Origin of the sequence: Clostridium paraputrificum AGR2156 (assembly GCF_000424025.1) — a bacterium.
GTDB classification, from domain to species: domain Bacteria; phylum Bacillota; class Clostridia; order Clostridiales; family Clostridiaceae; genus Clostridium; species Clostridium paraputrificum.
The window spans coordinates 69,738-93,730 of the sequence record NZ_KE384122.1; the positions used below are offsets into that span (position 1 = coordinate 69,738).

Sequence of the window (23,993 nt, forward strand, 5' to 3'; positions counted from 1 at the left end):
ACTACTTGTAAGTGGTTACTAAGGTAGTTACTAGTTAGGAGGGGTAAAAAAGTGTTAGCAGAAAAATTAGTATTACGTGAAGAACGAGAAGAAGGAATAAAAGAGGGGTTAAGGGCGGCAGCTCCATTAATTATAGGATATATACCAATAGCCATGGCCTTTGGTATTTTAGGAAAAACTGCAGGAATAACATTTAGTGAGACAGTAATGTTTTCAGCCTTTGTATCAGCGGGTGCAAGCCAGTTTATGGCATTAAATCTATTTATGGCAGGGGCAGGACTTTTACAAATTATATTAACTACATTTTTGGTGAATTCTAGACACTTTCTAATGAGTGCATCCCTTTCAAGAAAGGTTAATGATAGACTTCAAAAGTGGACACCTCTTGTGGCTTTTGCAATGACTGATGAAATCTTTTCAATTGCTTCTTTTAAGAAGGAAGAACTAACGCCTAAGTTTATGTTAGGATTTGAAGGATCAACATATTTAGTATGGGTTTTAGCTACTGCTGGAGGATTTTTATTAGGTGAAGTTTTACCGCCAGTGGTTCAAGACAGTATGGGAATAGCTTTATATGCTATGTTTATAGGCATATTAATACCAGAAGGAAAAAAGAGTAGAAAATTATTAGGACTAGCTATTTTAGCTGGAATTTTAAATACAATATTATCTTCAGTTTCTTTTTTACCAGCAGGATGGAGTGTTATTATTTCAATAATATCAATATCAGCTTTAGGAGCATTTATGAAAGAGGAGGTTCAAGTTAATGAGTAAAGTTATTATTTTAATACTTGGAATGATGATAGTAACTTATCTACCAAGACTTATTCCATTTTTAATGGGAAATCAAAAGGAACTTCCAGAAAAGTTTAATAAGTTTTTGTCATATATTCCGGCAACAGCTCTTGGTGCATTAATTTTACCGGGAGTTTTTAATGCTACACCAGATAAACCAATAGCAGGAATAGTAGGAATTTTATTTGCTATTGGATATTCATGGTATAAAGGTGGTATAATATTACCAGTAATAGGAGCAATATTATCTACTTTTATTGTATTAGTGGCGTTTTAACGTAGGAGGGAACATGGGAGAGAATTTATCAGTAATTCAAGAAATGAAGTCTTTAGGACTAAGTGAGTATGAAGTTAAGGCTTATTTGAGTCTTTTGGAAAAAAATCCTCTAAATGGATATAGTTTAAGCAAGGAGTCAGGAATACCAAGGTCAAGAATTTATGAAGTTTTAGATATGCTTAAGAGTAAAGGAATGGTATTTGAACAAAGTGATGAGAAGACTACAGTTTATTATCCATTAGAACCAAAGCTTTTAATTTCAAAACTTGAAAAGAGCTTTACTCAAACTCTAAGTAGTGTTGATAAATATGTTAATAGTATTTATAACAAGAAGGAGCAAAAAAATACTCTTACTATTTTAGAGGGAAGAGAGAAGATTATTGAGGCGCTAAATTTATTGATTTCTCATGCTCAAAAGAGAATAGCTCTTTCAATATGGGAAGAGGAAGTAAAAGAAATTGAAGAAGAGTTAATTAAAGCAAAAGAAAGAGGAGTGATTATTAAGGGGATATACTTTGGAACAAGTAATACTTTTAATGAACTTACTCCTCATAGAGATATAGAAACCTATTTGCAAGAAAAAAAGGAAAGATATATGACTGTTACTATTGATGGAGAACACGCTTTGTATGGCGTAATCTCAAGAGGTGAAGATAGTAGGGTTACTTGGACTCAAGATGAAAGTTTAATTGATGTAAGTGAAGATTACATATGTCATGATCTGATGGTTAATGAATATTTCTATCAGCTTAATGAGAAAAAACAAGATGGGTATGAGAACTTTATGAATGAAGTTAGAAAAGATTATTTTGGATATAGTGATATCTAAATATAAAAAGGGGGCAAAAAATGATTTCAAAAAAGATGAATGAACTAGTTAAAAATAGTTCTGTAATTAGGGCGATGTTTGAAGAAGGAAAAAGATTATCAGCTATATATGGGGAAGAAAATGTTTTTGATTATAGCATTGGTAATCCAAATGTAGAACCACCAAATGAAATTAAGGATGCAATTCTTGAAATCCTAAATGAAGAATCTCCAAATTTAGTACATGGATATATGAACAATTCAGGTTATGAAGATGTACGAGAAGAGATTGCTAAATTTATAAATACTAAAAATAACCTTAATTTATCTTACAAGAATATAGTAATGACATGTGGTGCAGCAGGTGGACTAAATGTTATCTTAAAAACTTTATTAAACCCAGATGATGAAGTTGTAGTTCTTGCACCATACTTTGGGGAGTATGGAAATTATGTAGCTAATTTTGATGGAAAGCTTGTTGTGGTACCAGCTGAAACTAAGACATTTCAACCTAATATTGAAGGCTTAGAAAAAGCTATAACTTCTAAAACTAAGGCTGTAATAATAAATACTCCAAATAATCCAACAGGAGTTGTTTATTCAGATGAATCCTTAAAGAAGATGGCTAAGGTTTTAGAAGAAAAGGAAAAGGAACTTGGAATTAATATTTATCTTATTTCAGATGAGCCATATAAAGAAATTGTATATGATGGTGTAGAGGTGCCTTATATACTAAAGTATTATAAAAATTCTTTTATAGGATATTCTTATAGTAAGTCACTATCTCTTCCTGGTGAAAGAATAGGATATATTGTAGTAAATAGTGAAATGGATGATTTTGATGATGTAATTGCATCATTAAATGTAGCAAATAGAATACTTGGATTTGTTAATGCACCATCATTGTTCCAAAGAGTAATAGGAAAAACATTAGGTGCAGAAGTAGATGTTAATATATATAAGAAGAACAGAGATTTATTATACAATCATTTGGTAAGTTTAGGCTTTGAGTGCATTAAGCCAGAAGGGGCATTTTATTTATTCCCTAAAGCATTAATACAAGATGATAAGAAATTTGCTGAAGAAGCTAAGAAGTTTAATTTGCTTATAGTTCCAGGGTCATCCTTTGGATGCCAAGGATATTTTAGGCTTTCTTACTGTATTGGATATGATAAGATTGAAAAATCTTTGGAGGCCTTTAGTAAACTGGCGAAGCAGTTTGCTTGATGAATAATAATTTAATGAATGATGGATAATTTGTGAGGAAACTGCTTTCGCAGTTTCTTTTTTTATATAACACCCGTAAAGTGAAAAAGGAAATAATTAATATAGAAGAAAAGAGGAGAATATAATAAGTGATAATTTTTACATGGTTGAAGAAATAAGTAATAATTTTCTGGATGAAAATATCTCGGTTTTTAAGATTGAGGGAGTAACAGAGGATAAACTAAAGCAAGAATTTAATAAACCAATGTTACAAGTTTATTATTAAACAAATTTACTTGACTAAATTCTCCATATATTAGATAATTAGTATAATAAAATTATAGGATAAAGATAGTGATGAGGAAGAGTATATAAATTAAGTCTTTTAGAGAGCTAGGGGGAGGTGGAACCTAGTAGATTAGTTTATAGAAAGCAGCCTTTGAATCGCGTATTGAGAACTAAGATTAAATCTTAATGTAGATACAGACGTGTCCCTTACGTTATAAAGGAGAGGATAAGAAATTATCCTTACTGAGTGAGTAAAAATATTTTACTTATTAGGGTGGTACCGCGAATTTTAGCTTCGTCCCTTATTTGGGATTGGAGCTTTTTTTATTAAAAAAAATTATAGGAGGTATAAGTAGTGGAGGAAATTTTATAGATATTAGAACAAAATAGTAGATATACTGATGAACAAATAGCATTGATGGCTGGAAAAAAAGTAGAAGAGGTTAGAGAAGCCATTAGGGATTATGAAGAAAAAAGTATAATAGCTGGATATACAACTCTTATAAACTGGGAAAATACAGGAAAAGAAACAGTAACAGCGCTTATTGAAGTAAAGATAACACCTCAAAGAGATGTTGGATTTGATAAAGTTGCTGAAAGAATATATAAGTTTGATCAAGTTAAGGCGTGTTATTTAATGTCTTCAGGAGGATTTGACTTAACAGTAATAGTAGAAGGAAAAACAATGAAAGAGGTAGCGCTATTTGTATCAGAAAAACTTGCATGTCAAGAAGCTGTTACAGGTACTGCAACACACTTTGTTTTAAAGAAATATAAAGATCATGGAACAATATTTAAAGAGAAGAACATTCAAGATAGGGAGGCTATATTTGTATGATACTAGAAAATATGATTAAAGATGACGTGAAGAATATGCCACCATCTGGGATTAGAAAATATTTTGATTTGATAAATGAGATGGAAGATGTTATTTCATTGGGGGTTGGAGAACCTGATTTTGTAACACCTTGGAATGTAAGAGAAGCAGGGATATATTCTCTAGAACAAGGTCATACTCATTATTCGTCTAATGCAGGTTTTATAGAGTTAAGAGAAGAAATAGCAAACTATTTAAATAGGAGATTTGACTTAACTTATGATCCTAAGAATGAAATCATAGTAACTGTTGGGGGGAGTGAAGGAATTGATATAGCTTTAAGAGCATTAGTTGGACCTGGAGATGAAGTTATTGTCCCAGAACCAAGTTTTGTTGCTTATAAAGGGTGTACTGCATTTACAGGAGCTACTTCTAAGGTTATAAATCTGAAGGCAGAAAATAACTTTAAACTTACAGCTGAAGAGCTTGAAGAAGCAATAACAGATAAAACCAAGGTTGTTATAATTCCATTTCCTAATAATCCTACAGGAGCAGTAATGACTAGAGAGGATTTGAGACCTATAGTTGATGTTTTAAAGGATAAGGATATAATAATTCTTTCAGATGAAATTTATGCAGAGTTAACTTATGGTGAAAACCATGTGTCTATAGCAAGTTTTCCAGAAGTTAGAGAAAAAACTATACTTATAAGTGGATTCTCTAAGGCATATGCAATGACTGGATGGAGATTAGGTTATGCGTGTGGACATCCTGTTCTAATTGATGCAATGAAGAAAATTCATCAATATGCATTGATGTGTTCACCTACTACTGCACAATATGCAGCAATTGAAGCTTTAAAAAATGGTGATGAGAGTGTAGGAAAGATGGTGAGGGAATATAATAGGAGAAGAAGAGTGCTATTAGATGGATTTAGGAAGCTTGGATTAGAATGTTTTGAGCCACATGGAGCGTTCTATATGTTCCCTTGTATTAAATCTACAGGTATGACTTCTGATGAGTTCTGTGAAAAACTACTTATGAGTGAAAAAGTATTAGCAGTTCCAGGTAATGCATTTGGAGATTGTGGTGAAGGATTTATTAGGACATGCTATGCTTCCTCTATGGATAATATTATTGAAGCATTAAAGAGAATAGAAAGATTTTTAGAGAAACAAAAAAAATAAAGACAAAGGCTATATTAAAGTAAGATTTATTTTAATATAGCCTTTTTTAAATTATAGTGCCGTTGTAGAACGACAAAAATAAATTTTGGAATCTGTGGTGTAACTAAAAAAAGAGACAAGACCCTGGGGGGAACTTGTCTTAAATAAGGTTTAATTTATGAATTAATTTAGCTAATTTTATTATATGGTATTTTTTCAATTATGATAGCCTTAATTTTTATCATAAATAGTGTCTATTTTTTGCATACTACTTTAATTATATAGAAAAAAGGAGCTTTGAAAAAAGCTCCTTTAAATTATCCTAGTAGTAAAGAAACTATTAGGATTAATGTAAATGTCCAATGTAGGTTGTTTGTATATGGAATTCCAAGTTTTTGGAATGTAGTAACAGCTCTAAGTGCTTTAACAGCAAGAGGGAGAGTTATAAATACAACTAGTGTAGATAAAGGGTATAATCCATTAAAAACAAATAATAGGGATAATACATAAACTCCATAAATAAGCGACCTATACAAAATTGAACTAAATCTGCTTCCAAGTCTAACGCTTAATGTTCCTAGGCTTAGTTTAGTATCCCTTTGGAAGTCTCTCATTTCATTACTAATCATTAATGCTGGTATTATTAATGATGCTGGTAAAGCTATTAGTATAGGATATACATTTAAGTTTTGACTAAATGGGAAATATGCACCAAGAACCATTAGTGGCCCCATTAATATAAATGAAAGGGGTACTCCTAATCCCTTAGTTTTATATACAAAAGGTTCTCCTGTATAGGCATAAGCTCCTATTATTCCAACAAGTCCAATCCAAAGCATTCTTATATCTGTAAGATATATAAGAACTAGTCCAATTAATGCTGCACCAGCAAAACATGCCATAGCAAGTAAGAATACATAAATATCGAAGTAAGTTCTTTCTACACCTAAAAAATTTCTCTTTCTTCCTGAAGGTCTGTAATATCTAAAGTCACCTTCAAAATAATCATTAACAAGATTAGCTCCACCTTGAGCAAGTATTCCGGCTATAGTAATTATAGTAATAAGGAAAATATTATAGCCTAAAGAATAATTTTTCATAGAACCATCCAAATATGCTGCTATTATTCCAAGGGTTGTAGAACCAACAGCTAAAGTTAATGATAATGGTCTAAATGCTATCCAACTATCTTTTGTGAATTTCTTCAAGTAATCTTTCGTTAAATTTTTCATAATGATTCATCCTATCTCTTTAAAATAACTAGTATATTATTGCATATAATTTGTCAAATTTAAAGAGTAAATGTTTTAAATTCCTTGAATTATTAAATATACTTAAATATAATGGTAAATGGATTAAAAAAGTTTGTAGGAGGATTAACAAATGAAAAACTTAAAGAGATGGATAGTGTTGCTTATTATAACAGTATTTTCCTTAACTGTTATAGGGTGTACAAGCAAGGATGATCTATCAAAAGAAAGTGAAGAAAATAGAACCTTAAAAATAGGATTAATGCCAGCAGTGGATACTGCACCAATATTAATAGCAGAGAAAAATGGATACTTTAAGGATGCTGGAATTAATGTGGAAATAGAAATTTATTCTAATGCTCAAAACAGACAAAGTGCACTTCAAAGCTATCAAATAGATGGTGCTATGACAGATTTTATTGCGGTTGCTACAAATGTTGATGGCGGCTTTGATATAAAAGCTACTACTATGACAGATGGTATGTTCCCTGTTCTTTCTAAGGGAGATGTATCTGGTAAAAAGGATATTAAGGTTGGAATGATGGAAGTAAGCGTATCAAACTATCTTATAGATAAGTGGCTTAGTAAGGACTATAACATAGAAAAAGTATTTATAAATGAAATACCAGCAAGACTTGCAGCTATACAAAGCGGTGAGTTAGATATGGGGTTATTCCCAGAGCCAGTTGCTTCAAATGGAGAATTAAAAGGATTAAAGAAAAATTTATATGGTATGGATGATGAGTTTTCGCCAGATTGTTTAGTGTTTACAGGAAAAGCAATAGCTGAAAAAGAAAAGGCAATAAAGGCTTTCCATGAAGCTTATAATAAGGCCGTTGATGAGATAAATAAAAACCCTCAAATAGCAAGAGATATTCTTGTAGAAAAAATACCAAATACTAATCCAGAAGTTAAGGATATTATGGTATTACCAACATACAAGAAAGCAGCTATTCCAAGTGATGAATACTTACAAAGTATTATTGATTGGACATCAAAGACTTTAAATAAAGATTTAACTGTAAAACCAGAAGCTTTATTAGAAGGAAAGTTTGTAAAATAGAATGATTAATATAACTGATTTAACAGTAAGGTATAAAGAAGAAGTAGCAATAGATAGGATTAATTTATCTATTGAAAAAGGAAAGTCTTATGCCATTATAGGAGAATCAGGATGTGGAAAAACAACCCTGCTATTTACTATGGCAGGGCTTATTTCTAATTATGAGGGGAAATTAGAAATAGGGGGAAACACATCTTTAATACTTCAAAATTTAGGTCTTTTTAATTGGTTTACAGTAGAAAAAAATATAGAGCTTGGCTTAAATAATATAAAGCTGGCCAAGGAAGAAAAGAAAGAGTTAGTTAATAGAATTCTTAAGGAATTGGGGTTATATCAATATAAAAATAAATATCCAAAAGAATTAAGTGGTGGACAGAAACAGAGAGTTGCAATAGGAAGAACTCTTATAAGTAACCCTGAAATTTTGCTTTTAGATGAAGCAACATCTGCATTGGATTCTATAAATAAGGAAAAGATACAAGATTTACTTTTAGATATAAAGAAAACTAGGAACAGTACAATGGTATTAGTTACTCATAGTATTGAAGAAGCAGTATTTTTAGGGGAAGAAATTGTTGTTATGAAAAAAGGAAAAATTCATAGAATAATTTCTAATAGGTATTTTGGGGATAAAGATATAAGATGTAAAAAAGAGTATATAGAAGTATGCAGTAAGGTGAGGGAGGAATTATATGATTAAAAAGATTATACCACCTTTATATGGTATAGCTATGGTTCTTATATTATGGTGGGGATTAAGTTTTGCAATAGGTTCCAATATGGTTCCAACACCATATGATACCCTTAAAGAGCTTGTTGAATTGTTTCAACAGGATTTTTTATTTCATATAATATACAGTTTTTATAGAATAATATCTTCCGTAACAATGTCCTTACTTATAGGAATACCAGTAGGAATTCTGTTAGGTGTAAATAAATATATAGATAAAATAGTGTCGCCTATTACTTATTTACTTTATCCCATACCTAAAATAGCATTTCTTCCTATTTTTATGGTGGTGTTTGGAATAGGGGATAAATCAAAAATTATTCTTATGATTACCATAATAATATTTCAAATAATAATTGTAACAAAAGATGGAGTAAAAGAAATAGATAAGGATATATTAATATCGGCAAAGGTAATGCATTTTAATTGGATAGATATGATTATTAAGGTTATTTTACCAGCAATATTGCCAAAGGTTTTTTCAGCTTTAAGAGTTAGTATTGGAATAGCTATTTCTGCATTATTTTTTAGTGAAAATTATGCAACTAGATATGGGTTAGGATATTTTATAATGAATTCTTGGTCTATGGTTGATTACAAGGGAATGTTTGCAGGAGTTTTGGCATTAAGCATTATGTCTTTAATAATATTTAAAATTATTGATTATTTAGAGAAGAAAATATGCCTTTGGAATAGCTAGAAATTGACATTGACATAAAAAGTGAGAGAAGTTATCATATAAAAGTTAAAAACAGGGTTGAATAATTATTTACTTTTGCACTATTAAACGAACTAGGAGGACGCACTAATGAGACAATTTTCAGAAAAACTAGCAGAAATACTAGGACCTATAGCAAACAAATTTTCGTCAAATAGATATCTAGCTGCTATTAGGGATGGTTTTATAACTGTAATGCCACTTGTAATTATAGCTTCATTTTTTGTTTTAATTAACAATGTAGTTTTAGATTCAACAAATGGTTTATTAGGTAACTTAGGAAACTTTGATACTTATAAGGATATAGGAGTAAGTGTTTATAATGGAACTTTAGGATTTTTATCAATATTTTTAGCATTTGGAGTTGCTTACAAGCTTGCTAACCATTATGATATGGATGGAATAGGAACAGGATTTGTAGGTGTTGCATCAACTGTGGCATTAATGCCAGGAGCTATAACAGTAGGTGGAGAAACTGTAGGAGCTTTCTCAAGTACATTTACATCTCCAACAGGATTATTTGTTGCAATTATAGCTTCAATATTATCAACTGAGCTTTTAAGATTATTCCAAAAATCTAATGCTTTAAAGATAAGTATGCCAGATTCAGTACCACCAACAGTATCTAAGAGCTTTAATTTACTAATTCCAGCTACATTTACACTAACTATATTTGGATTAATTTCGTTTTTAACTATAAAGTTTACAGGTATTGATGTATATGAAATTATAACTAATGTTATTCAAACACCAATTAAAGCAGTATTCCAAGGACTACCGGGTATAATAATTGTTGTTATACTTCAAGGCTTGTTATGGAGCTTTGGGTTACATGGAGCTTTCGTATTAAGCCCAATTACAGAACCTACATTACTTACTGCTATTGATGAAAATATAAAGGCTTTAGAAGCTAATCAAGTTATACCAAACATAGTTACTAAACCATTCTTAGATGTATTTGTAAATATGGGTGGAGTTGGAATGACAATAGGGTTAGTAATAGCTTTATTAATATTTAGTAGGAAAGAATCTGATAGAGCAATATCTAAGTTAGCTTTTGCTCCTGCTTGCTTCAATATTAATGAACCATTAATGTTTGGATTACCAGTTGTATTAAATCCAATTTACACATTACCATTAGTAATAGTACCAGTTATATGTTTAGTTATTGCTTATCTAGCAACATCAGCAGGAATTATAGCTAAGACAGTAGTTATGGTTCCATGGACTACACCACCAGTAATTTCAGCATTCTTAGCTACAGGTGGAGACTGGAAAGCAGCTGTGCTTGCAATATTATTAATTGTATTATCAGTTATTTTATATATGCCGTTCGTAATCGCTGCAAATAAGATGAAGGATGAATATTAAAATATCTATATTAGGAACTATATCATAATTTGATATAGTTCCTTACTTTTAGTATACCATTAACATTATTTTTAAATTATCTAACTTAAATTTTAAAGTATCGTATGAAAACATTTAAATTTTAAGTATTTGTCAAAAAAAATCTAAATGTGTATAAAGTGAATATTTTTATGCTATAATGTTCGCATATAATAAATATGCTCGTATATCATCGGAAATAGGGTCCGAAAGTTTCTACCTGCTAACCGTAAATTAGCAGACTACGGGGTGAGATTGGTTAAGAAAAATATTTAACTGGAATTTCTACACCTCAAATTGTAATTAATTTGAGGTGCTTATTATTTTTTATTAATCTTCCACTAATACGTATAAACGAGCTATTGATAAAAATACATTTAGATGGGAGATAAAACATAATGGAAAAAAACAGACAAGCAGTTGGTAGCGATGAACTATTATATGGAATAAATGATAAGCCAAAGTTAGCTACTCAAATCTTATTAGGGTTTCAAAATATATTTGCAGCTTTTGGAGGAATAATAGCAGTACCACTTGTGATTTCAAGTGCTTTAGGACTTGATGGAGCAACATCTACAGCTGTTTTAAGTGCAACAATATTAGCATCTGGTATAGCAACAATAATTCAATCAAAAGGTATAGGAAGAATAGGAGCGAGAGTTCCATGTATAATGGGTACAGATTTTACATTTGTTTCTCCAGCAATTACAGTGGGTTCGGTGGCTGGATTACCAGGAATAATTGGTGCAACTATTTTAGGATCAATTGTAGAAGTAGTACTAAGCTTTTTTATTAAACCTTTAATGAAGCTTTTTCCACCATTAGTTACAGGAACAGTTGTATGTTTAATTGGTTTAACTTTAATACCAGTATCTATGGATTGGGCTGCAGGAGGAGTAGGAGCTGCAGATTATGGTAGTTTAAGAAATGTTGTAATAGCAATGACAGTTTTAGTAATAACATTACTTTTAAATAGATATGGAAAAGGAATGGTAAGTACAGCTTCGGTTCTTATTGGTATGGTTGTTGGATATATTATTTGTATTCCATTTGGCATGGTTGATTTTTCTTTAGTAAATGAAGCAAAGTGGTTTGCACTTCCTAACATATTTGAATATGGAGTAAACTTTGACTTTAAAAATGTTATTGCATTTATACCAGCTTATATAGTAACAACTATTGAAACAGTAGGATGTTTAGCAACTATATGTCAAGTATCAAAGATTAAAGCGGATGATAAGATAATTGGTAGAGGAGTTTTATCTGATGGTATTGGAAGTGCTATGGCAGGTGTATTAGGTACTTTCCCTAATACAACATTCAGTCAAAATGTAGGGCTTATACCTCTTACAAGAAATGCTAGTCGCTCGGTGGCAATAATGGCTGGTATACTATTAGTAGGCTTAGGATTCTTCCCTAAATTTGCAGCATTAATTAATATTATGCCTCAACCTGTATTAGGGGGAGTTGGTATAGTAATGTTTGGTACAATAGCAGCTGCTGGTATAAGAACATTAAGCACAGTTGAAATAAATAATAGAAATTTATTAATTATTGCTACATCAATTGGATTAGGATTGGGTGTAACATTCCGTCCTGATTTTATAGCTAATTTACCAGAAGGATTAAGAATGATATTTGCATCAGGAATATCTACTGGAACAATAGTAGCACTTGTTTTAAATAAGGTATTAAAAGAGGATAAAAAAGTTATAGAGGAGAATATAGAAGATGGAGAAGTTGCATAATAAGATTTTATCAGAAGGTAGAGCTTTAAATGAAAGTGTACTAAAGGTTGATTCATTTTTAAATCATGGAGTTGACGCTAAATTAATGTACGAAATAGGTACATGCTTTAGAGAATATTTTAATAGCAAAGGAATTACAAAGATATTTACTATTGAAAGCTCTGGAATTGCACCAGCAGTTATGACTGCATTGCAAATGAATTTACCAATGGTAACCCTAAAAAAACAAACATCTAAAATATTAAATGGAGAAGTTTATCAAACAACAGTACATTCATTTACAAAGGGGAGTGACTATGAGTTAACTCTTTCAAAGAAGTACATAAGTGAAAATGATAATGTCCTTATAATAGATGATTTTTTGGCTAATGGTGAGGCAGCTTTAGGGGCTATAAGATTAGTAGAGGAAGCGGGAGCTAAAGTTGGTGGAATTGGTATTGTAATAGAAAAGTCTTTCCAACCAGGAAGAAAAATGCTTGATGATAAAGGGTATGATGTGTATTCTTTAGCTAGAATCAAGAAATTAGGAAAAGACTTAATAGAATTCTTATAGGGTAGAAAAAGATAATAAATATAAGATAGAAGCTCTGCTAATTGATAGAGCTTCTTTTTTGTAATCAAGATTATAAATATAAATAGGAGGCAAGGTGTATCACCTAACTATATTATCAATTATATGTAAATTACTTTTGTTACCATAATCTTGTTGTACATAATATAAATTAAGAGATATAATAAAAGTGAATATTTTGGAAATCTTATAGGGAGGTAATATAGGTGAATATTAAAGTATTAAAGGACAGATATGCTATATGCAGATTAGAATCTGAGGATATGGTTCCTTTATGGGTAGACACAAAGAATTTTATTTCTATTACAAGAACAGAGGATGAGCTTAGTATTGTATGTATAGATAAGAATATTCCAAATGAGATAAAGAGTGAAAAAGGGTGGAGGGTGTTAAAAGTAGAAGGACCTTTAGATTTTTCACTAATAGGTATACTATCAGAGATAAGTGGTATATTAGCTAAAGAAAAAATAAGTATATTTGTGGTATCTACATTTGATACAGATTATATACTAGTAAAAGAAGAAAACTTTGAAAAGAGTATAAAAGTTTTATCGGATAATAATATAAATATTATTTAAATGAAGATCACAGAAATGTGATTTTTATTTTTGAGGATATGTTTATAGATAATTAAAATAATAATTATTGTAAATAATTAAGAAAATAACTATAATATTATATGAATTAAAATTCAGAAAAAGAGGGATATGTATGAAGAAAACAAATGATTTAGGAAAAGGTAATATTGGTAAGCTGCTAATATCCTTAGCTGCTCCAGCTATAGTTGCCCAATTAGTTAATGTTCTATATAACATTGTAGATAGAATATTCATTGGTAGAATGGATAATGGAGAATTAGCTATGGCAGGTGTAGGGGTAGCATTTCCAATTCTTATGCTTATTTCAGCATTTAGTGCTTTAATTGGGATGGGAGGAGCACCACTTTGTGCTATAAAAATGGGAGAAAAAAATAATGACGAAGCAGAAAAGATTATGAGTAATAGTTTTTCTATGCTTCTTATCATAGCAGTTATATTGATTACAGGATTCCTTATATTTAAAGAACCTATTTTATGGGCATTTGGTGCAAGCGAAGCCACTATAGGATATGCATTAGATTACTTATCTATTTATGTTCTTGGAACAATTTTTGTACAAATTGCTTTAGGTATGAACTCATATATTAATACACAAGGATTTGCTAAAATTGGTATGATGACTGTAGTAATAGGTGCAGTAATAAATATTGTTCTTGATCCTATATTCATATTTGTATTTGATCTTGGAGTTAAGGGGGCTGCATTAGCAACCGTTGCAGGGCAAATGGTATCTGCTTTATGGGTATTAAAGTTCCTGTTTGGAAAGCAAAGTATATTAAAAATAAGAAAAAAGTACATGGTTCCAGATTTAAAAGTTGTAGGAGCTACTATGGCATTAGGAGTATCTCCATTTATAATGCAATCAACTGAAAGTTTAGTGCTTATATCGTTAAATACAAGGCTATCTATGTTTGGTGGAGACCTTGCAGTAGGTGCAATGACTATTATGAGTAGTATAATGCAAATAGTTGTTATGCCACTTCAAGGGTTAGCTCAAGGGGCTCAACCAATAATAAGTTACAATTATGGAGCTAAGCAGATGGATAGGGTTAAGAAAACTTTTAAATTAACACTAATAAGTTGTTTAAGTTTTACAGTAATTATGTGTTCATTATTAATGTTATTCCCTAACCTTTTTGTATCTATATTTAACAATGAGCCAGAGCTTGTAGCAATTACTACATGGGCAATAAGAATTTATTTCTTGGGAATATTTGTATTTGGTGCACAAATAGCTTGTCAACAAACATTCTTAGCCTTAGGGCAAGCAAAGATATCTTTATTCTTAGCTTTATTAAGAAAGGTAGTTTTATTAGTTCCTTTAATATATATACTACCAAACTTATTCCAAGATAAGTTAATGGGAGTACTTGTTGCGGAACCTATAGCGGATATAATAGCAACATTAACTACAGTTACTTGTTTTATGGTATTTTATAAAAAGAAATTTAAAGACGTTGATAAAACAGAATAAGAAATTTATAAAAAATATTTAATAAAAAAAGAGCAGAGAAATATATTTCCTGCTCTTTTTGCTATCCTTAAAAAAGGGGTGATACGTATAACATAATATCATTAATAAAGTTTAATTGCAATGTTTAAGTAGGTATGTATAATAATGTAATAATTAAAGAAAAGAGTAGAATTAACACTAATAAACTCAGATTGTATTCAAGTAAAATTTACACTGTAATTACTTTATGCAATAATATGAAAATGTGATTTCTGAGAAAAAATTATTTTAGTGAGGTAAGGTATGAAAATAGGATTTGATCATGTAAAATATTTAGAAGAACAATCAAAGTATATTTTAGAGAGAGTTAATAATTATGATAAGCTTTATTTAGAGTTTGGTGGAAAACTTATGTTTGATAAACATGCTGCAAGAGTTTTACCAGGCTTTGATGAAAATGCAAAAATAAAGTTATTACATAAATTAAGAGAAAAAGTTGAAGTTGTAATATGTGTATATGCTGGAGATATTGAAAGAAATAAGATAAGAGGGGACTTTGGTATAACATATGACATGGATGTTCTTAGACTTATTGATGACTTAAGAGCATATGATTTAGATGTAAATAGTGTTGTTATTACTAGATTTAATGACCAACCTGCAACTACAGTATTTATAAACAAGCTTGAAAGAAGAGGAATTAAGGTTTATAAACATAGAGCAACTAAAGGGTATCCAACAGATGTAGATACTATAGTAAGTGATGAAGGATATGGTAAGAATCCATATATTGAAACTACAAAACCAATAGTTGTAGTAACAGCACCAGGACCAGGAAGTGGAAAACTTGCTACATGTTTAAGTCAGCTATATCACGAGTTTAAAAGAGGCAATACAGCAGGATACTCTAAATTTGAAACATTCCCAGTATGGAATGTTCCTTTAAAACATCCTTTAAATATAGCATATGAAGCTGCTACAGTTGATTTAAAAGACGTAAATATGATTGATTCATTCCACATGGATGCATATGGTGAAGTAGCTGTTAACTATAATAGAGATATAGAAACATTCCCAGTATTAAAGAGAATAATTGAAAAGATAACAGGTAAAGAGTCGATTTATAAATCACCAACAGATATGGGTGTTAATAGAGTTGGATTTGGTATTATTGATGATGAAGTAGTTAAAGAAGCTTCAAATCAAGAAATTATAAGCAGATACTTTAAAACTGGCTGTGAATATAAGAAAGGTTATGTTGATAAGGAAACTTACGATAGAGCTAAACTTATAATGGAAGAAGTTAATCTTAAGGAAACTGATAGAAGAGTTGTTGTTCCTGCAAGAGAAAAGTCAGCTAAATTGAAGCTTATGGCTGGAGAAAATGAGATTTGCCCAGCAGTAGCTTTAGAATTACACGATGGAACTATAGTAACAGGTAAGAGTTCATCATTGATGGATGCAGCAGCAGCAGCAACTATAAATGCTATTAAACATTTAGCTAAGATTGCTGATGATATATTCTTAATTTCACCAGTTATATTAGAGCCTATTAAAAATTTAAAGGGAAATACTTTGAAGGAAAGAAATGTTGCGTTAAGTTGCCAAGAGGTACTTATGGCGTTAAGTATATCAGCAGCAACAAATCCTACAGCACAAGTTGCAATGAGTAAGCTTAGTGAATTAAGAGGGTGTCAAGCTCACTCTACAACAATACTTTCAAGAAGTGATGACCAAACATTTGGTAAGTTAGGTATAGATGTTACATGTGATGCTGAATATCCAAGTGCAAATTTATTTGATAATAACTAAGAAGCTGCCAATGGCAGCTTCTATTATTATAAATACATAAATATAAATTTTTATATTTATATATTTATATATTTATATGTTTATATATTTTGGAATTAAATATTGTGAATAGAAGAGGGCCTGTATTACAAATAATATCATTGAGTAAAGTTGTTAAGAATAATAGAGGAGAGTGATATTATGGCTAAGGCAGGTATGAGAAGACCAGACGTTAATGAGCCTCATGGAACAGAAAGTAATCATAAACAAAGATACGGTAAAGGAGATCCTGTTGTTCCAGAGATACAAGGAAAAGCTAAGACAGGAAATAAAAAAGCAGGACCTATTTAATAATTAGAAAATACCAGGTTATAAACCTGGTATTTGAATTTTGTAAGTATTTTTTCTATCTTCTAATTTAAATTCATAAGTTAAAACTAAATCATTAATATTAGTAACTGGAAAGAAAATTATATCAGAGGTATAGGGACCATTAGTATAATTTTCTTTAGTGAAGTAAGAAAAAAATAATTCATCTGTTCCAGGTGCTATTGAAAATGCGGAATTACATTCTGCTATTATCTTTAAGTTAGAATTATTTATTATTTTTCTTTTAATATTAGAGGTATCTACAGCTTTAGAATTATTCAATGAAATTTGATATTTATCAAATTTTATAGGATTATGAATCCAAAGGTAGGAGAAAAATATATTATATTTTTCTTGGCTCACCATCTCTTTAGATATTACTAAAACTATATCTCTATCTTCTTGTGAAGCTTCAACTATATTTTTGTTTTTAATTTTATAATTATAATATTTTGTTTCTATATTTTTATTATTAGTATTTTCAGATACATAATTAAGATAGTTTATGTTCCAATCATGGAATGAAATATTATAAAATGGTTTAGATTTAAAAAATATAAATACTAAAATGAAAATAATAGGAATTAATAAAATAAAATATTTTCTTTTATTCTTAGGCTCAATAATAATTGATTTATTATAATCTTTTTTCATGTAATTCTCCCAAATAAAATATGTTAATTAGATTTTAACAGAAAAGCCATAATATAAAAAGTCTTATGTATTTTGATTGTCAAACAAAAATGATATAATGTTATTATATTACTTTTTGGGAGGTTACATATGAAATACAAAGTTTTAAAGAAACAAAATGTAGGAAAAATGTGTTTTGTTTGTGGAACAGAGAATAATTTAGGATTAAAAACAGACTTTTATGAATTAGAGAATGGAGAATTAGTAGGTATATGTAAATTTAAAGAGGGGCACCAAAGCTTCCCGGGAAGAGGACATGGAGGTGTGTCAGCTGCTTTATTAGATGAAACTATAGGAAGGGCAGCTGCAATTAATAATCCTGATTTATGGGGAGTAACAATAGAACTATCAACAAAGTATAGAAAACCAGTACCGTTAGAAGGAGAAATAAAGATAGTTGGAAGAATAACCAAAGAAACTAATAGAATGTTTGAAGGAACAGGAGAAATTATATTACCTAATGGAGATGTTGCAGTAACTGCAAAGGGAAGGTATATAAAAATGCCTATTGAAAAAATAGCTAATTTTGATACAAACGAGGAGACTAGTGAAGAATGGTTTCCTAATTTAAAAGATAACGATCCAACTGAAATTGAATTATAAATTAAAGAGAGGGTAATACCTCTCTTCCTTACCTTAAGTGTAAATATCCACCACTTTTTTATTCAAATTTATATAACCCAATAGAGTCTAGAAAACTTTTATCTATTATTGGAGTATCATCCATTTGATGATCTTCCTTATATTTTCTGACTGATAATTCTAAAGGATATCCATAAATACCATCTACAGTACCAGAATAATAATTCAAATATTTTAAAGTCCTTTGAACATAGTAAACATCAGTACCTTTATCATTTGGTTTTATATCTCTAGCATAAGGTGAAAATAGCCAACTAGGACCGCTATAAATAATAACAGGTGTGTCATAGTTAACTGCATAGAAAACCTCCTTTATATTTTCATTAAACATTCTTATGCAGCCATTAGATGCTAAGCTACCAATTGATCCTGGATTGCTAGTGCCATGTATTCCAAAAGTATCCCAAGGAGCATTTAGGCCTAACCAGTATCCACCAAAGGGACCATCCTTTAAAGCTTTACTAGTTATTCTCCAATTACCTATTGGAGATGGAGTTTCTTTTTTTCCTATAGCAACTGGATATTTTTTTACTAATATCTTTGTTTCTTTATCAAGTAGTGAAAGTGATAACTCATTAATGTCTATAAAGATTATATAGTCTTTATTTTCTAGAGTAGTATCGTAGGCATAAATGTAAGATGGCATAAATAAAGTTATAAAAATAATTACTAAACAACAAAATATTTTAAATTTCATATAATCACCTTTTTATATTTATATATATATAAGATTAGAAAAAATGTAAAAAAATATACAGTGGAAAATAATTGTTAACGTAAACATATTGTGTTATTCTAAAAGAGAGATATAACTAAGGAGGATTAGCCGTTGCAAAAAATAGCTTTAGTAACTGATAGCAGTTGTGATTTAGGGGAAAAGACAAGAAGAGATAATAATGTAGAAATGCTACCTTTTAGAATTATTTACAAAGATAAAGAGTTTTTGGATCAAGTAAATATTACACATGATGAGTTATATAAGTCATTAAGTGAGGAAATTCCAACAACTTCTCTACCTGATTTAGAATATACGGAAAACTTAGTATGCAGGTTAAAAGAAGAGGGGTATACAGATGTTATAGTAATTACAGTCTCAAGCAGGTTATCTGGTACTCTAAATAGTATAAAGTTATTGGTGGAAGATCACAAAGAATTAAACTTTCATTTTTATGACAGTAAGACCTTAGGGTTCCCGGTTGGAGCATTGGTGTTAGAAGCATCCTTGATGATAAGAGCAGGACTAACTCCTAAAGAAATAATAGACAAGCTACATGAAGTAAAAACAAAACTACATGCATATGTTACTTTAAACACTTTAGAATTTTTAAGAAAAGGTGGAAGAATAGGTAGAGTAGCAGGAGCAGTAGGTGAAATATTACATTTAAAGCCAATAATTTCCGCAAATGAAGAAGGGGAATTATATTCATGGGGTAAGTGTAGAGGTAGAAAACAAGCAATATCCAAGTTAAGATCAATTATCCATGAGCGTTTAGAGAATGCTAGATGCAAGGTTTGGATATTAAGTGGTGCTTCACACGATGAAGCTGTGGCCTTATATGAAAGTGTAAAAAGTCATACAAATATATCTCATATATCATTAGAGATGATAGGAGCCACTATGGGAGTACATACTGGACCAGGAGCGCTGGGAGTTTGCATATTAGAAGAATAAATTATAAGAAGGAAAGATTGCTTTGCAATTTTCCTTCTTTTTTCTTACCTTAAGTACGAAGGGAATAAATACCTACCCTGCCTTTTAATTATCTAGAAAAGTATGAAATTTAATGATAATTATATTGAAGTTTTGATAGTGTTGTTATATATTATATATAACAGATAAGTGGAGGGGTAATTATGTTAGAGATAAATAATTTTTCTAAAATATACAAAGGTAATAAAAGAGCAGTAGATACTATTTCATTAGAGGTTAAAGAGGGAGAAATATTTGGCTTTATTGGACACAATGGGGCAGGTAAAACTACAACTATAAAATCAATTGTTGGAATAAACGAATTTGATGAGGGTGATATATTAATAAATGGAATGTCTATAAAGGATAATCCAATTGAATGTAAAAAGATTATGGCATATATACCTGATAATCCAGATTTATATGAATCATTAACAGCAATACAGTATTTAAATTTTGTGGCAGATGTTTATGGAGTGTCAGAAACTCAAAGAGAAGAGTTGATAAAAAAGTATGGAGATGCCTTTGAGATAACTAATAATTTGGGAAGTTTAATATCATCATACTCACATGGTATGAAGCAAAAGTTAGCAATAATATCTGCATTAATTCATAAGCCTAAATTATTAGTACTTGATGAACCTTTTGTTGGGTTAGACCCAAAGGCTTCTCATACTTTAAAAGGAATAATGAAGGAGATATGTGAAGAGGGAGCATCTATATTTTTCTCAAGTCATGTATTAGAGGTGGTGGAAAAACTATGTAGTAGAATAGCCATTATAAAGGATGGGAAGATAGCTGCATATGGTACTGTTGATGAAGTTAAGGGTACAAGTTCCTTAGAAGATGTGTTTATGGAGTTGATTGATAATGAATAGTTTGTTTAGATTATTAAAAATAAATTATATAAATAACTTTGGATTAAATGCAGTAATTAATAAAAAAATAGCAAAAGAAGATAAAAGCAAAAGTATTAAGAGTTTTGGAATGATGCTAGTTATAGCTATATCAGTAATAATCATGGCAACAGTTTATGCAGAAATAATAGGAGAGGCTTTAGCTCAAATTAACTTAGTACATTTATTACCAATGATAGCTTCCCTAATAACTGTATTGATTATATTTATGCTTTCAATATTCAAAGCGGATGGCACAATCTTTGGCAGTAAGGACCTAGATTTTTTATTATCATTACCATTAAGCTCAAGGACTATTTTAGCAAGTAAGCTAATAGAATTACTATCATTGAATATTGGTATAAGTGCATTGGTTATGATACCTTCTACAATTGTTTATTATATAAAAAGTACAGCTAGTATAAGTTGCTTCTTATATATGATAGTAGGAATAGTCATTTTGCCTCTAATACCTATAATACTAGCGTCTATAGTAGCTTTTATTCTTAATATTATGTCTTCAAAGTTTAGATTTAGCAAGATTATATATAGCGTAGGTATGATTGGTGTAATAATAGTAATCTTTATAGGTTCATTGAAGGCTCAAGATTTTATGTCTTATTTAATGATGAATGCAAGTAGTATAGAAAATATTTTTGAAAAGGCATATATTCCATCTGCTTGGTTTGCATCTTCATTAATTAATGGAGATGTAGGTAATTTATTAAAGTTTATAGCTATTTCTATAGTTCCATTTATTTTATTTGTATTTATATTTAGTAGAAGCTTTAAGAAAATAAATTCTAACCTAGGAGAAAGTTATCAAAAATCTAATTATAAGATATCAAAATTAAAGCAAAAAGGTATGTATCAGACTTTACTAAATAAAGAGTTTAAGAGATACTTTGCTTCAACTTCATATGTTTTTAATACTTTGGGAATAACAGCTATGCTAGTAATAATGAGTGTAGTATCAGTATTTTCAGGGGATGAAGTATTAGGCATGATATCTAAGGGCGCTGGAAGAGTAATAGTTCTAGCGGTAGCAGCAATGTTTGGTGCAATGTCTGGAATGGCATCTACAACTCCATCCTCTATATCAATAGAAGGTAAAAATCTTTGGATATTAAAAAGTTTACCTATAGATATAAAGGATATATTTAAAGCAAAGGTATCAATGAGCTTAATATTAAGCATACCTGCTATAGTAATAAGCACTCTAATTATTTCATTTGGATTGAGTTTATCAATTATAGATACTATTTTTATAATTGTATTTGCAAGTGTTTATAATGCATTTATAGCTATTTCAGGGCTTTTCATAAACATTCTTTATCCAAAGTTTGATTGGAAACAAGAAATACAAGCAGTTAAAAATACTATTAGTGTAACTATAACATTATTTTTATCAATCATCCCTGTAGGAATAGGATTTGGAGTATATAAGTTATTACCATCAGTTAATATCATGATGTTTATGATAATATCATTAGTAATAGAGAGTATATTGGTAGCATTAGCAGTACGTATTTTAAATACTAAAGGACAGGAATATTTTAAAAAGTTATAAGATAAAGTGTAAGGAATAAATTTATTGAAATTTATTCCTTTTCTTTATAAGCTGGTGTACAATTTAGTAAATGGGAATAAATACAACATTAAGAGGTGGGGAATATGGGATGTATAAAGTTTTCACTAAGGATGCTTTTTAAAAGTATTAAACAATGTATTTTTTATATTGTTTCAATGGTATTTGCAATTATGGTGATTTTTAATATTTTTAACTTGTTGTATAACAGCGATTTTGTTAGTAAAGATCATTATGGAACATTTTCTTTGTTAACAGTAATAATTTTATTGGTATCTCTATTTTTGATAGCCTTTGCTAATATGTATTTTATATCAGGAAAAGCTAAGGAACTGTCAATAACAATACTTAGTGGTAGGTCTGTTTACAACGTTGGATTCATATTAACTATACAAAATATGATTATATGCATTATAGGTATAATACTTGGATTACTAGCTGGAGTAGGCATAATGCCTCTTATAAACACAATTGTTTATAAGAGTGCTGGGTTAGAGGTAAATCCATATGCATTTAGTAGTTTGGGTTTTCTTTTAACATCACTAATAATTATTATTCAATTTGTATTTATGATACTAGTAGATATGGGGTATGCCTATAGGAAAGAAATAATAGATTTAATTAAAGAAGAGTCAAATACAATAGATATTCCAATAACAAGAACAAAGGATTTAGAAGAAAGCATTAAGCTTGCAGGCGGTTTTTCTGGTTGGTATGGATTTCCTAAGAAAAAGGATAATGAGAAGAGAAAAAGAAGAAAAAATTATATCGTTACTTTTATCTATATATTACCTATGTTAGCACTTTTATTACCAATAAATATTGATAATAAATCACAAATTGTAATAACAACATCATTCTTATCTATAATTGGAATATTATATATACTCAAAGATTTTATTCCAGAAAAGGTTAGAAACATAAAAGAGGAAAAATATTTATATAAAGAGATTCAACTACAATCATTAAGCAACTTACTGTATTCCTTAAGAAAAGTGAAATTTTTAATTATTGTATCTATAATTTCAAGTGTTATTTTAATTAATTTCATGGCTGATAAAGATTTAATGGAATATGAAAAAATTATTACTTTAATTACATTTGTTATAACAGTATCCATAATGGCCTTAGCTACTAATTATAAGGTTTTTATTGAGGGGGTAAATAGGAAAAGGATATTTAAGCAATTGTTTTTAATTGGGTATACAGGAGATAAAATAAAAAGGATAGTAGATGAAGAAGTAATATTTTTGTATGGACTATTATTAATAATTCCTATACCACAAATATTAGGGGTACTAATATGTAATATGTTAAGTGGCGGAATAGGAGTGTTCTTTGGAATACTTATTATTCTCATTTACTTCGGAGTTTTTGTTTTAAGTGGATTAATTTCTATTTGGGGATATAAAAATATTATCTTTAAAGCTATTAGGGAGGTATAAAT

At 29.8% G+C, this 23,993-nt stretch carries 25 protein-coding genes, 1 riboswitch and 1 other annotated feature; of the genes, 22 read left to right on the forward strand and 3 right to left on the reverse strand.

Annotated elements, in window-relative coordinates; translation table 11 throughout:
* Positions 1–51: 51 nt before the first annotated feature.
* From G594_RS0114925 to G594_RS0114955, 7 genes are all read left to right on the forward strand, one after another.
* On the forward strand, positions 52–774 hold the full coding sequence (locus G594_RS0114925; protein WP_034866934.1) for an AzlC family ABC transporter permease: 723 nt from the start codon (positions 52–54) through the stop codon (positions 772–774).
* Positions 767–1,072, forward strand: coding sequence for an AzlD domain-containing protein (locus G594_RS0114930; protein WP_027099291.1), 306 nt, complete (start codon positions 767–769; stop codon positions 1,070–1,072). Before G594_RS0114925 ends, G594_RS0114930 begins: the two co-directional genes overlap by 8 nt.
* Before the next feature lie 13 nt (positions 1,073–1,085).
* Positions 1,086–1,901, forward strand: coding sequence for a TrmB family transcriptional regulator (locus G594_RS0114935; protein WP_027099292.1), 816 nt, complete (start codon positions 1,086–1,088; stop codon positions 1,899–1,901).
* Positions 1,902–1,921: 20 nt separating this feature from the next.
* Positions 1,922–3,106, forward strand: coding sequence for a pyridoxal phosphate-dependent aminotransferase (locus G594_RS0114940; RefSeq protein ID WP_027099293.1), 1,185 nt, complete (start codon positions 1,922–1,924; stop codon positions 3,104–3,106).
* Between the two features lie 142 nt (positions 3,107–3,248).
* Entirely contained in the window at positions 3,249–3,371 is a 123-nt protein-coding gene (locus G594_RS20655) for a hypothetical protein (protein ID WP_271837849.1), read from the forward strand.
* A 59-nt stretch (positions 3,372–3,430) separates the two neighbouring features.
* Positions 3,431–3,679 (forward strand) — a binding site (T-box leader).
* Positions 3,680–3,746: 67 nt separating this feature from the next.
* Positions 3,747–4,211, forward strand: coding sequence for an Lrp/AsnC family transcriptional regulator (locus G594_RS19120; RefSeq protein ID WP_242829747.1), 465 nt, complete (start codon positions 3,747–3,749; stop codon positions 4,209–4,211).
* Positions 4,208–5,377 (forward strand): aminotransferase class I/II-fold pyridoxal phosphate-dependent enzyme, encoded by a 1,170-nt coding sequence (locus G594_RS0114955; protein WP_027099294.1) that lies wholly within the window; start codon positions 4,208–4,210, stop codon positions 5,375–5,377. Before G594_RS19120 ends, G594_RS0114955 begins: the two co-directional genes overlap by 4 nt.
* A gap of 296 nt (positions 5,378–5,673) precedes the next feature.
* Here the strand turns inward: G594_RS0114955 and G594_RS0114960 are convergent, their stop codons facing one another.
* Positions 5,674–6,588 carry a prenyltransferase gene (locus tag G594_RS0114960; RefSeq protein WP_034866936.1) on the reverse strand — a complete coding sequence of 305 codons (915 nt, stop codon included), beginning with the start codon at positions 6,586–6,588 and terminating at the stop codon, positions 5,674–5,676.
* Positions 6,589–6,739: 151 nt separating this feature from the next.
* Between G594_RS0114960 and G594_RS0114965 the strand changes: the two genes are divergently transcribed.
* The 10 genes from G594_RS0114965 to G594_RS20380 all read left to right on the forward strand — a co-directional run bounded on the left by G594_RS0114965 (position 6,740) and on the right by G594_RS20380 (position 17,019).
* Positions 6,740–7,669: an ABC transporter substrate-binding protein gene (locus G594_RS0114965; RefSeq protein WP_027099296.1), complete on the forward strand. Its 930-nt coding sequence runs from the start codon at positions 6,740–6,742 to the stop codon at positions 7,667–7,669.
* A 1-nt stretch (position 7,670) separates the two neighbouring features.
* Complete coding sequence (locus G594_RS0114970; protein ID WP_027099297.1) at positions 7,671–8,369, forward strand: ABC transporter ATP-binding protein; 699 nt, start codon at positions 7,671–7,673, stop codon at positions 8,367–8,369.
* A complete protein-coding gene (locus G594_RS0114975) occupies positions 8,362–9,099 on the forward strand; it encodes an ABC transporter permease (RefSeq protein WP_027099298.1) in 738 nt (245 codons plus the stop codon). The genes G594_RS0114970 and G594_RS0114975 overlap by 8 nt, the downstream gene beginning before the upstream one ends.
* Positions 9,100–9,207: 108 nt before the next feature.
* Entirely contained in the window at positions 9,208–10,488 is a 1,281-nt protein-coding gene (locus tag G594_RS0114980) for a PTS sugar transporter subunit IIC (RefSeq protein WP_034866939.1), read from the forward strand.
* A 181-nt stretch (positions 10,489–10,669) separates the two neighbouring features.
* Positions 10,670–10,771: riboswitch (purine riboswitch) on the forward strand.
* 133 nt (positions 10,772–10,904) lie between these two features.
* Positions 10,905–12,254, forward strand: coding sequence for a uracil-xanthine permease family protein (locus tag G594_RS0114985; RefSeq protein WP_027099300.1), 1,350 nt, complete (start codon positions 10,905–10,907; stop codon positions 12,252–12,254).
* Positions 12,238–12,807: a xanthine phosphoribosyltransferase gene (locus tag G594_RS0114990; protein ID WP_027099301.1), complete on the forward strand. Its 570-nt coding sequence runs from the start codon at positions 12,238–12,240 to the stop codon at positions 12,805–12,807. The genes G594_RS0114985 and G594_RS0114990 overlap by 17 nt, the downstream gene beginning before the upstream one ends.
* Before the next feature lie 224 nt (positions 12,808–13,031).
* Positions 13,032–13,403: an ACT domain-containing protein gene (locus G594_RS0114995; protein WP_027099302.1), complete on the forward strand. Its 372-nt coding sequence runs from the start codon at positions 13,032–13,034 to the stop codon at positions 13,401–13,403.
* Positions 13,404–13,536: 133 nt separating this feature from the next.
* Positions 13,537–14,898 carry an MATE family efflux transporter gene (locus G594_RS0115000; RefSeq protein WP_034866941.1) on the forward strand — a complete coding sequence of 454 codons (1,362 nt, stop codon included), beginning with the start codon at positions 13,537–13,539 and terminating at the stop codon, positions 14,896–14,898.
* A 282-nt stretch (positions 14,899–15,180) separates the two neighbouring features.
* Positions 15,181–16,689 carry a DUF1846 domain-containing protein gene (locus G594_RS0115005; RefSeq protein WP_027099304.1) on the forward strand — a complete coding sequence of 503 codons (1,509 nt, stop codon included), beginning with the start codon at positions 15,181–15,183 and terminating at the stop codon, positions 16,687–16,689.
* 180 nt (positions 16,690–16,869) lie between these two features.
* On the forward strand, positions 16,870–17,019 hold the full coding sequence (locus tag G594_RS20380) for a hypothetical protein (RefSeq protein WP_165438814.1): 150 nt from the start codon (positions 16,870–16,872) through the stop codon (positions 17,017–17,019).
* Positions 17,020–17,037: 18 nt separating this feature from the next.
* Here G594_RS20380 and G594_RS0115015 read toward each other — a convergent pair whose 3' ends face one another.
* Entirely contained in the window at positions 17,038–17,691 is a 654-nt protein-coding gene (locus G594_RS0115015) for a hypothetical protein (protein WP_027099305.1), read from the reverse strand.
* Between the two features lie 129 nt (positions 17,692–17,820).
* Here G594_RS0115015 and G594_RS19125 point away from each other — a divergent pair, with 129 nt between their 5' ends.
* A complete protein-coding gene (locus G594_RS19125) occupies positions 17,821–18,333 on the forward strand; it encodes a PaaI family thioesterase (protein WP_034866943.1) in 513 nt (170 codons plus the stop codon).
* Between the two features lie 58 nt (positions 18,334–18,391).
* Here G594_RS19125 and G594_RS0115025 read toward each other — a convergent pair whose 3' ends face one another.
* A complete protein-coding gene (locus tag G594_RS0115025) occupies positions 18,392–19,069 on the reverse strand; it encodes a L,D-transpeptidase family protein (RefSeq protein ID WP_027099306.1) in 678 nt (225 codons plus the stop codon).
* Positions 19,070–19,201: 132 nt separating this feature from the next.
* Here G594_RS0115025 and G594_RS0115030 point away from each other — a divergent pair, with 132 nt between their 5' ends.
* The 4 genes from G594_RS0115030 to G594_RS0115045 all read left to right on the forward strand — a co-directional run bounded on the left by G594_RS0115030 (position 19,202) and on the right by G594_RS0115045 (position 23,991).
* Positions 19,202–20,044: a DegV family protein gene (locus G594_RS0115030; RefSeq protein WP_027099307.1), complete on the forward strand. Its 843-nt coding sequence runs from the start codon at positions 19,202–19,204 to the stop codon at positions 20,042–20,044.
* Positions 20,045–20,226: 182 nt separating this feature from the next.
* On the forward strand, positions 20,227–20,940 hold the full coding sequence (locus tag G594_RS0115035; RefSeq protein WP_027099308.1) for an ABC transporter ATP-binding protein: 714 nt from the start codon (positions 20,227–20,229) through the stop codon (positions 20,938–20,940).
* A complete protein-coding gene (locus tag G594_RS0115040) occupies positions 20,933–22,528 on the forward strand; it encodes a putative ABC transporter permease subunit (RefSeq protein ID WP_027099309.1) in 1,596 nt (531 codons plus the stop codon). Before G594_RS0115035 ends, G594_RS0115040 begins: the two co-directional genes overlap by 8 nt.
* A 104-nt stretch (positions 22,529–22,632) precedes the next feature.
* Entirely contained in the window at positions 22,633–23,991 is a 1,359-nt protein-coding gene (locus G594_RS0115045) for an FtsX-like permease family protein (RefSeq protein WP_027099310.1), read from the forward strand.
* Positions 23,992–23,993 lie beyond the last annotated feature (2 nt).

Bases quoted from the DNA above. Each gene is read 5' to 3' on its own strand.
- G594_RS0114930 (WP_027099291.1), top strand. From the start codon at position 767: ATGAGTAAAGTTATTATTTTAATACTTGGAATGATGATAGTAACTTAT.
- G594_RS0115025 (WP_027099306.1), bottom strand. From the start codon at position 19,069: ATGAAATTTAAAATATTTTGTTGTTTAGTAATTATTTTTATAACTTTA.
- G594_RS0114975 (WP_027099298.1), top strand. From the start codon at position 8,362: ATGATTAAAAAGATTATACCACCTTTATATGGTATAGCTATGGTTCTT.
- G594_RS20655 (WP_271837849.1), top strand. From the start codon at position 3,249: ATGGTTGAAGAAATAAGTAATAATTTTCTGGATGAAAATATCTCGGTT.
- G594_RS0114965 (WP_027099296.1), top strand. From the start codon at position 6,740: ATGAAAAACTTAAAGAGATGGATAGTGTTGCTTATTATAACAGTATTT.
- G594_RS0114935 (WP_027099292.1), top strand. From the start codon at position 1,086: ATGGGAGAGAATTTATCAGTAATTCAAGAAATGAAGTCTTTAGGACTA.
- G594_RS0115005 (WP_027099304.1), top strand. From the start codon at position 15,181: ATGAAAATAGGATTTGATCATGTAAAATATTTAGAAGAACAATCAAAG.
- G594_RS0114960 (WP_034866936.1), bottom strand. From the start codon at position 6,588: ATGAAAAATTTAACGAAAGATTACTTGAAGAAATTCACAAAAGATAGT.
- G594_RS0114970 (WP_027099297.1), top strand. From the start codon at position 7,671: ATGATTAATATAACTGATTTAACAGTAAGGTATAAAGAAGAAGTAGCA.
- G594_RS0115040 (WP_027099309.1), top strand. From the start codon at position 20,933: ATGAATAGTTTGTTTAGATTATTAAAAATAAATTATATAAATAACTTT.
- G594_RS0115000 (WP_034866941.1), top strand. From the start codon at position 13,537: ATGAAGAAAACAAATGATTTAGGAAAAGGTAATATTGGTAAGCTGCTA.
- G594_RS0115035 (WP_027099308.1), top strand. From the start codon at position 20,227: ATGTTAGAGATAAATAATTTTTCTAAAATATACAAAGGTAATAAAAGA.
- G594_RS0114940 (WP_027099293.1), top strand. From the start codon at position 1,922: ATGATTTCAAAAAAGATGAATGAACTAGTTAAAAATAGTTCTGTAATT.
- G594_RS0115015 (WP_027099305.1), bottom strand. From the start codon at position 17,691: ATGAAAAAAGATTATAATAAATCAATTATTATTGAGCCTAAGAATAAA.
- G594_RS0115045 (WP_027099310.1), top strand. From the start codon at position 22,633: ATGGGATGTATAAAGTTTTCACTAAGGATGCTTTTTAAAAGTATTAAA.
- G594_RS20380 (WP_165438814.1), top strand. From the start codon at position 16,870: ATGGCTAAGGCAGGTATGAGAAGACCAGACGTTAATGAGCCTCATGGA.
- G594_RS0114955 (WP_027099294.1), top strand. From the start codon at position 4,208: ATGATACTAGAAAATATGATTAAAGATGACGTGAAGAATATGCCACCA.
- G594_RS0114980 (WP_034866939.1), top strand. From the start codon at position 9,208: ATGAGACAATTTTCAGAAAAACTAGCAGAAATACTAGGACCTATAGCA.
- G594_RS0114985 (WP_027099300.1), top strand. From the start codon at position 10,905: ATGGAAAAAAACAGACAAGCAGTTGGTAGCGATGAACTATTATATGGA.
- G594_RS19125 (WP_034866943.1), top strand. From the start codon at position 17,821: ATGAAATACAAAGTTTTAAAGAAACAAAATGTAGGAAAAATGTGTTTT.
- G594_RS0114990 (WP_027099301.1), top strand. From the start codon at position 12,238: ATGGAGAAGTTGCATAATAAGATTTTATCAGAAGGTAGAGCTTTAAAT.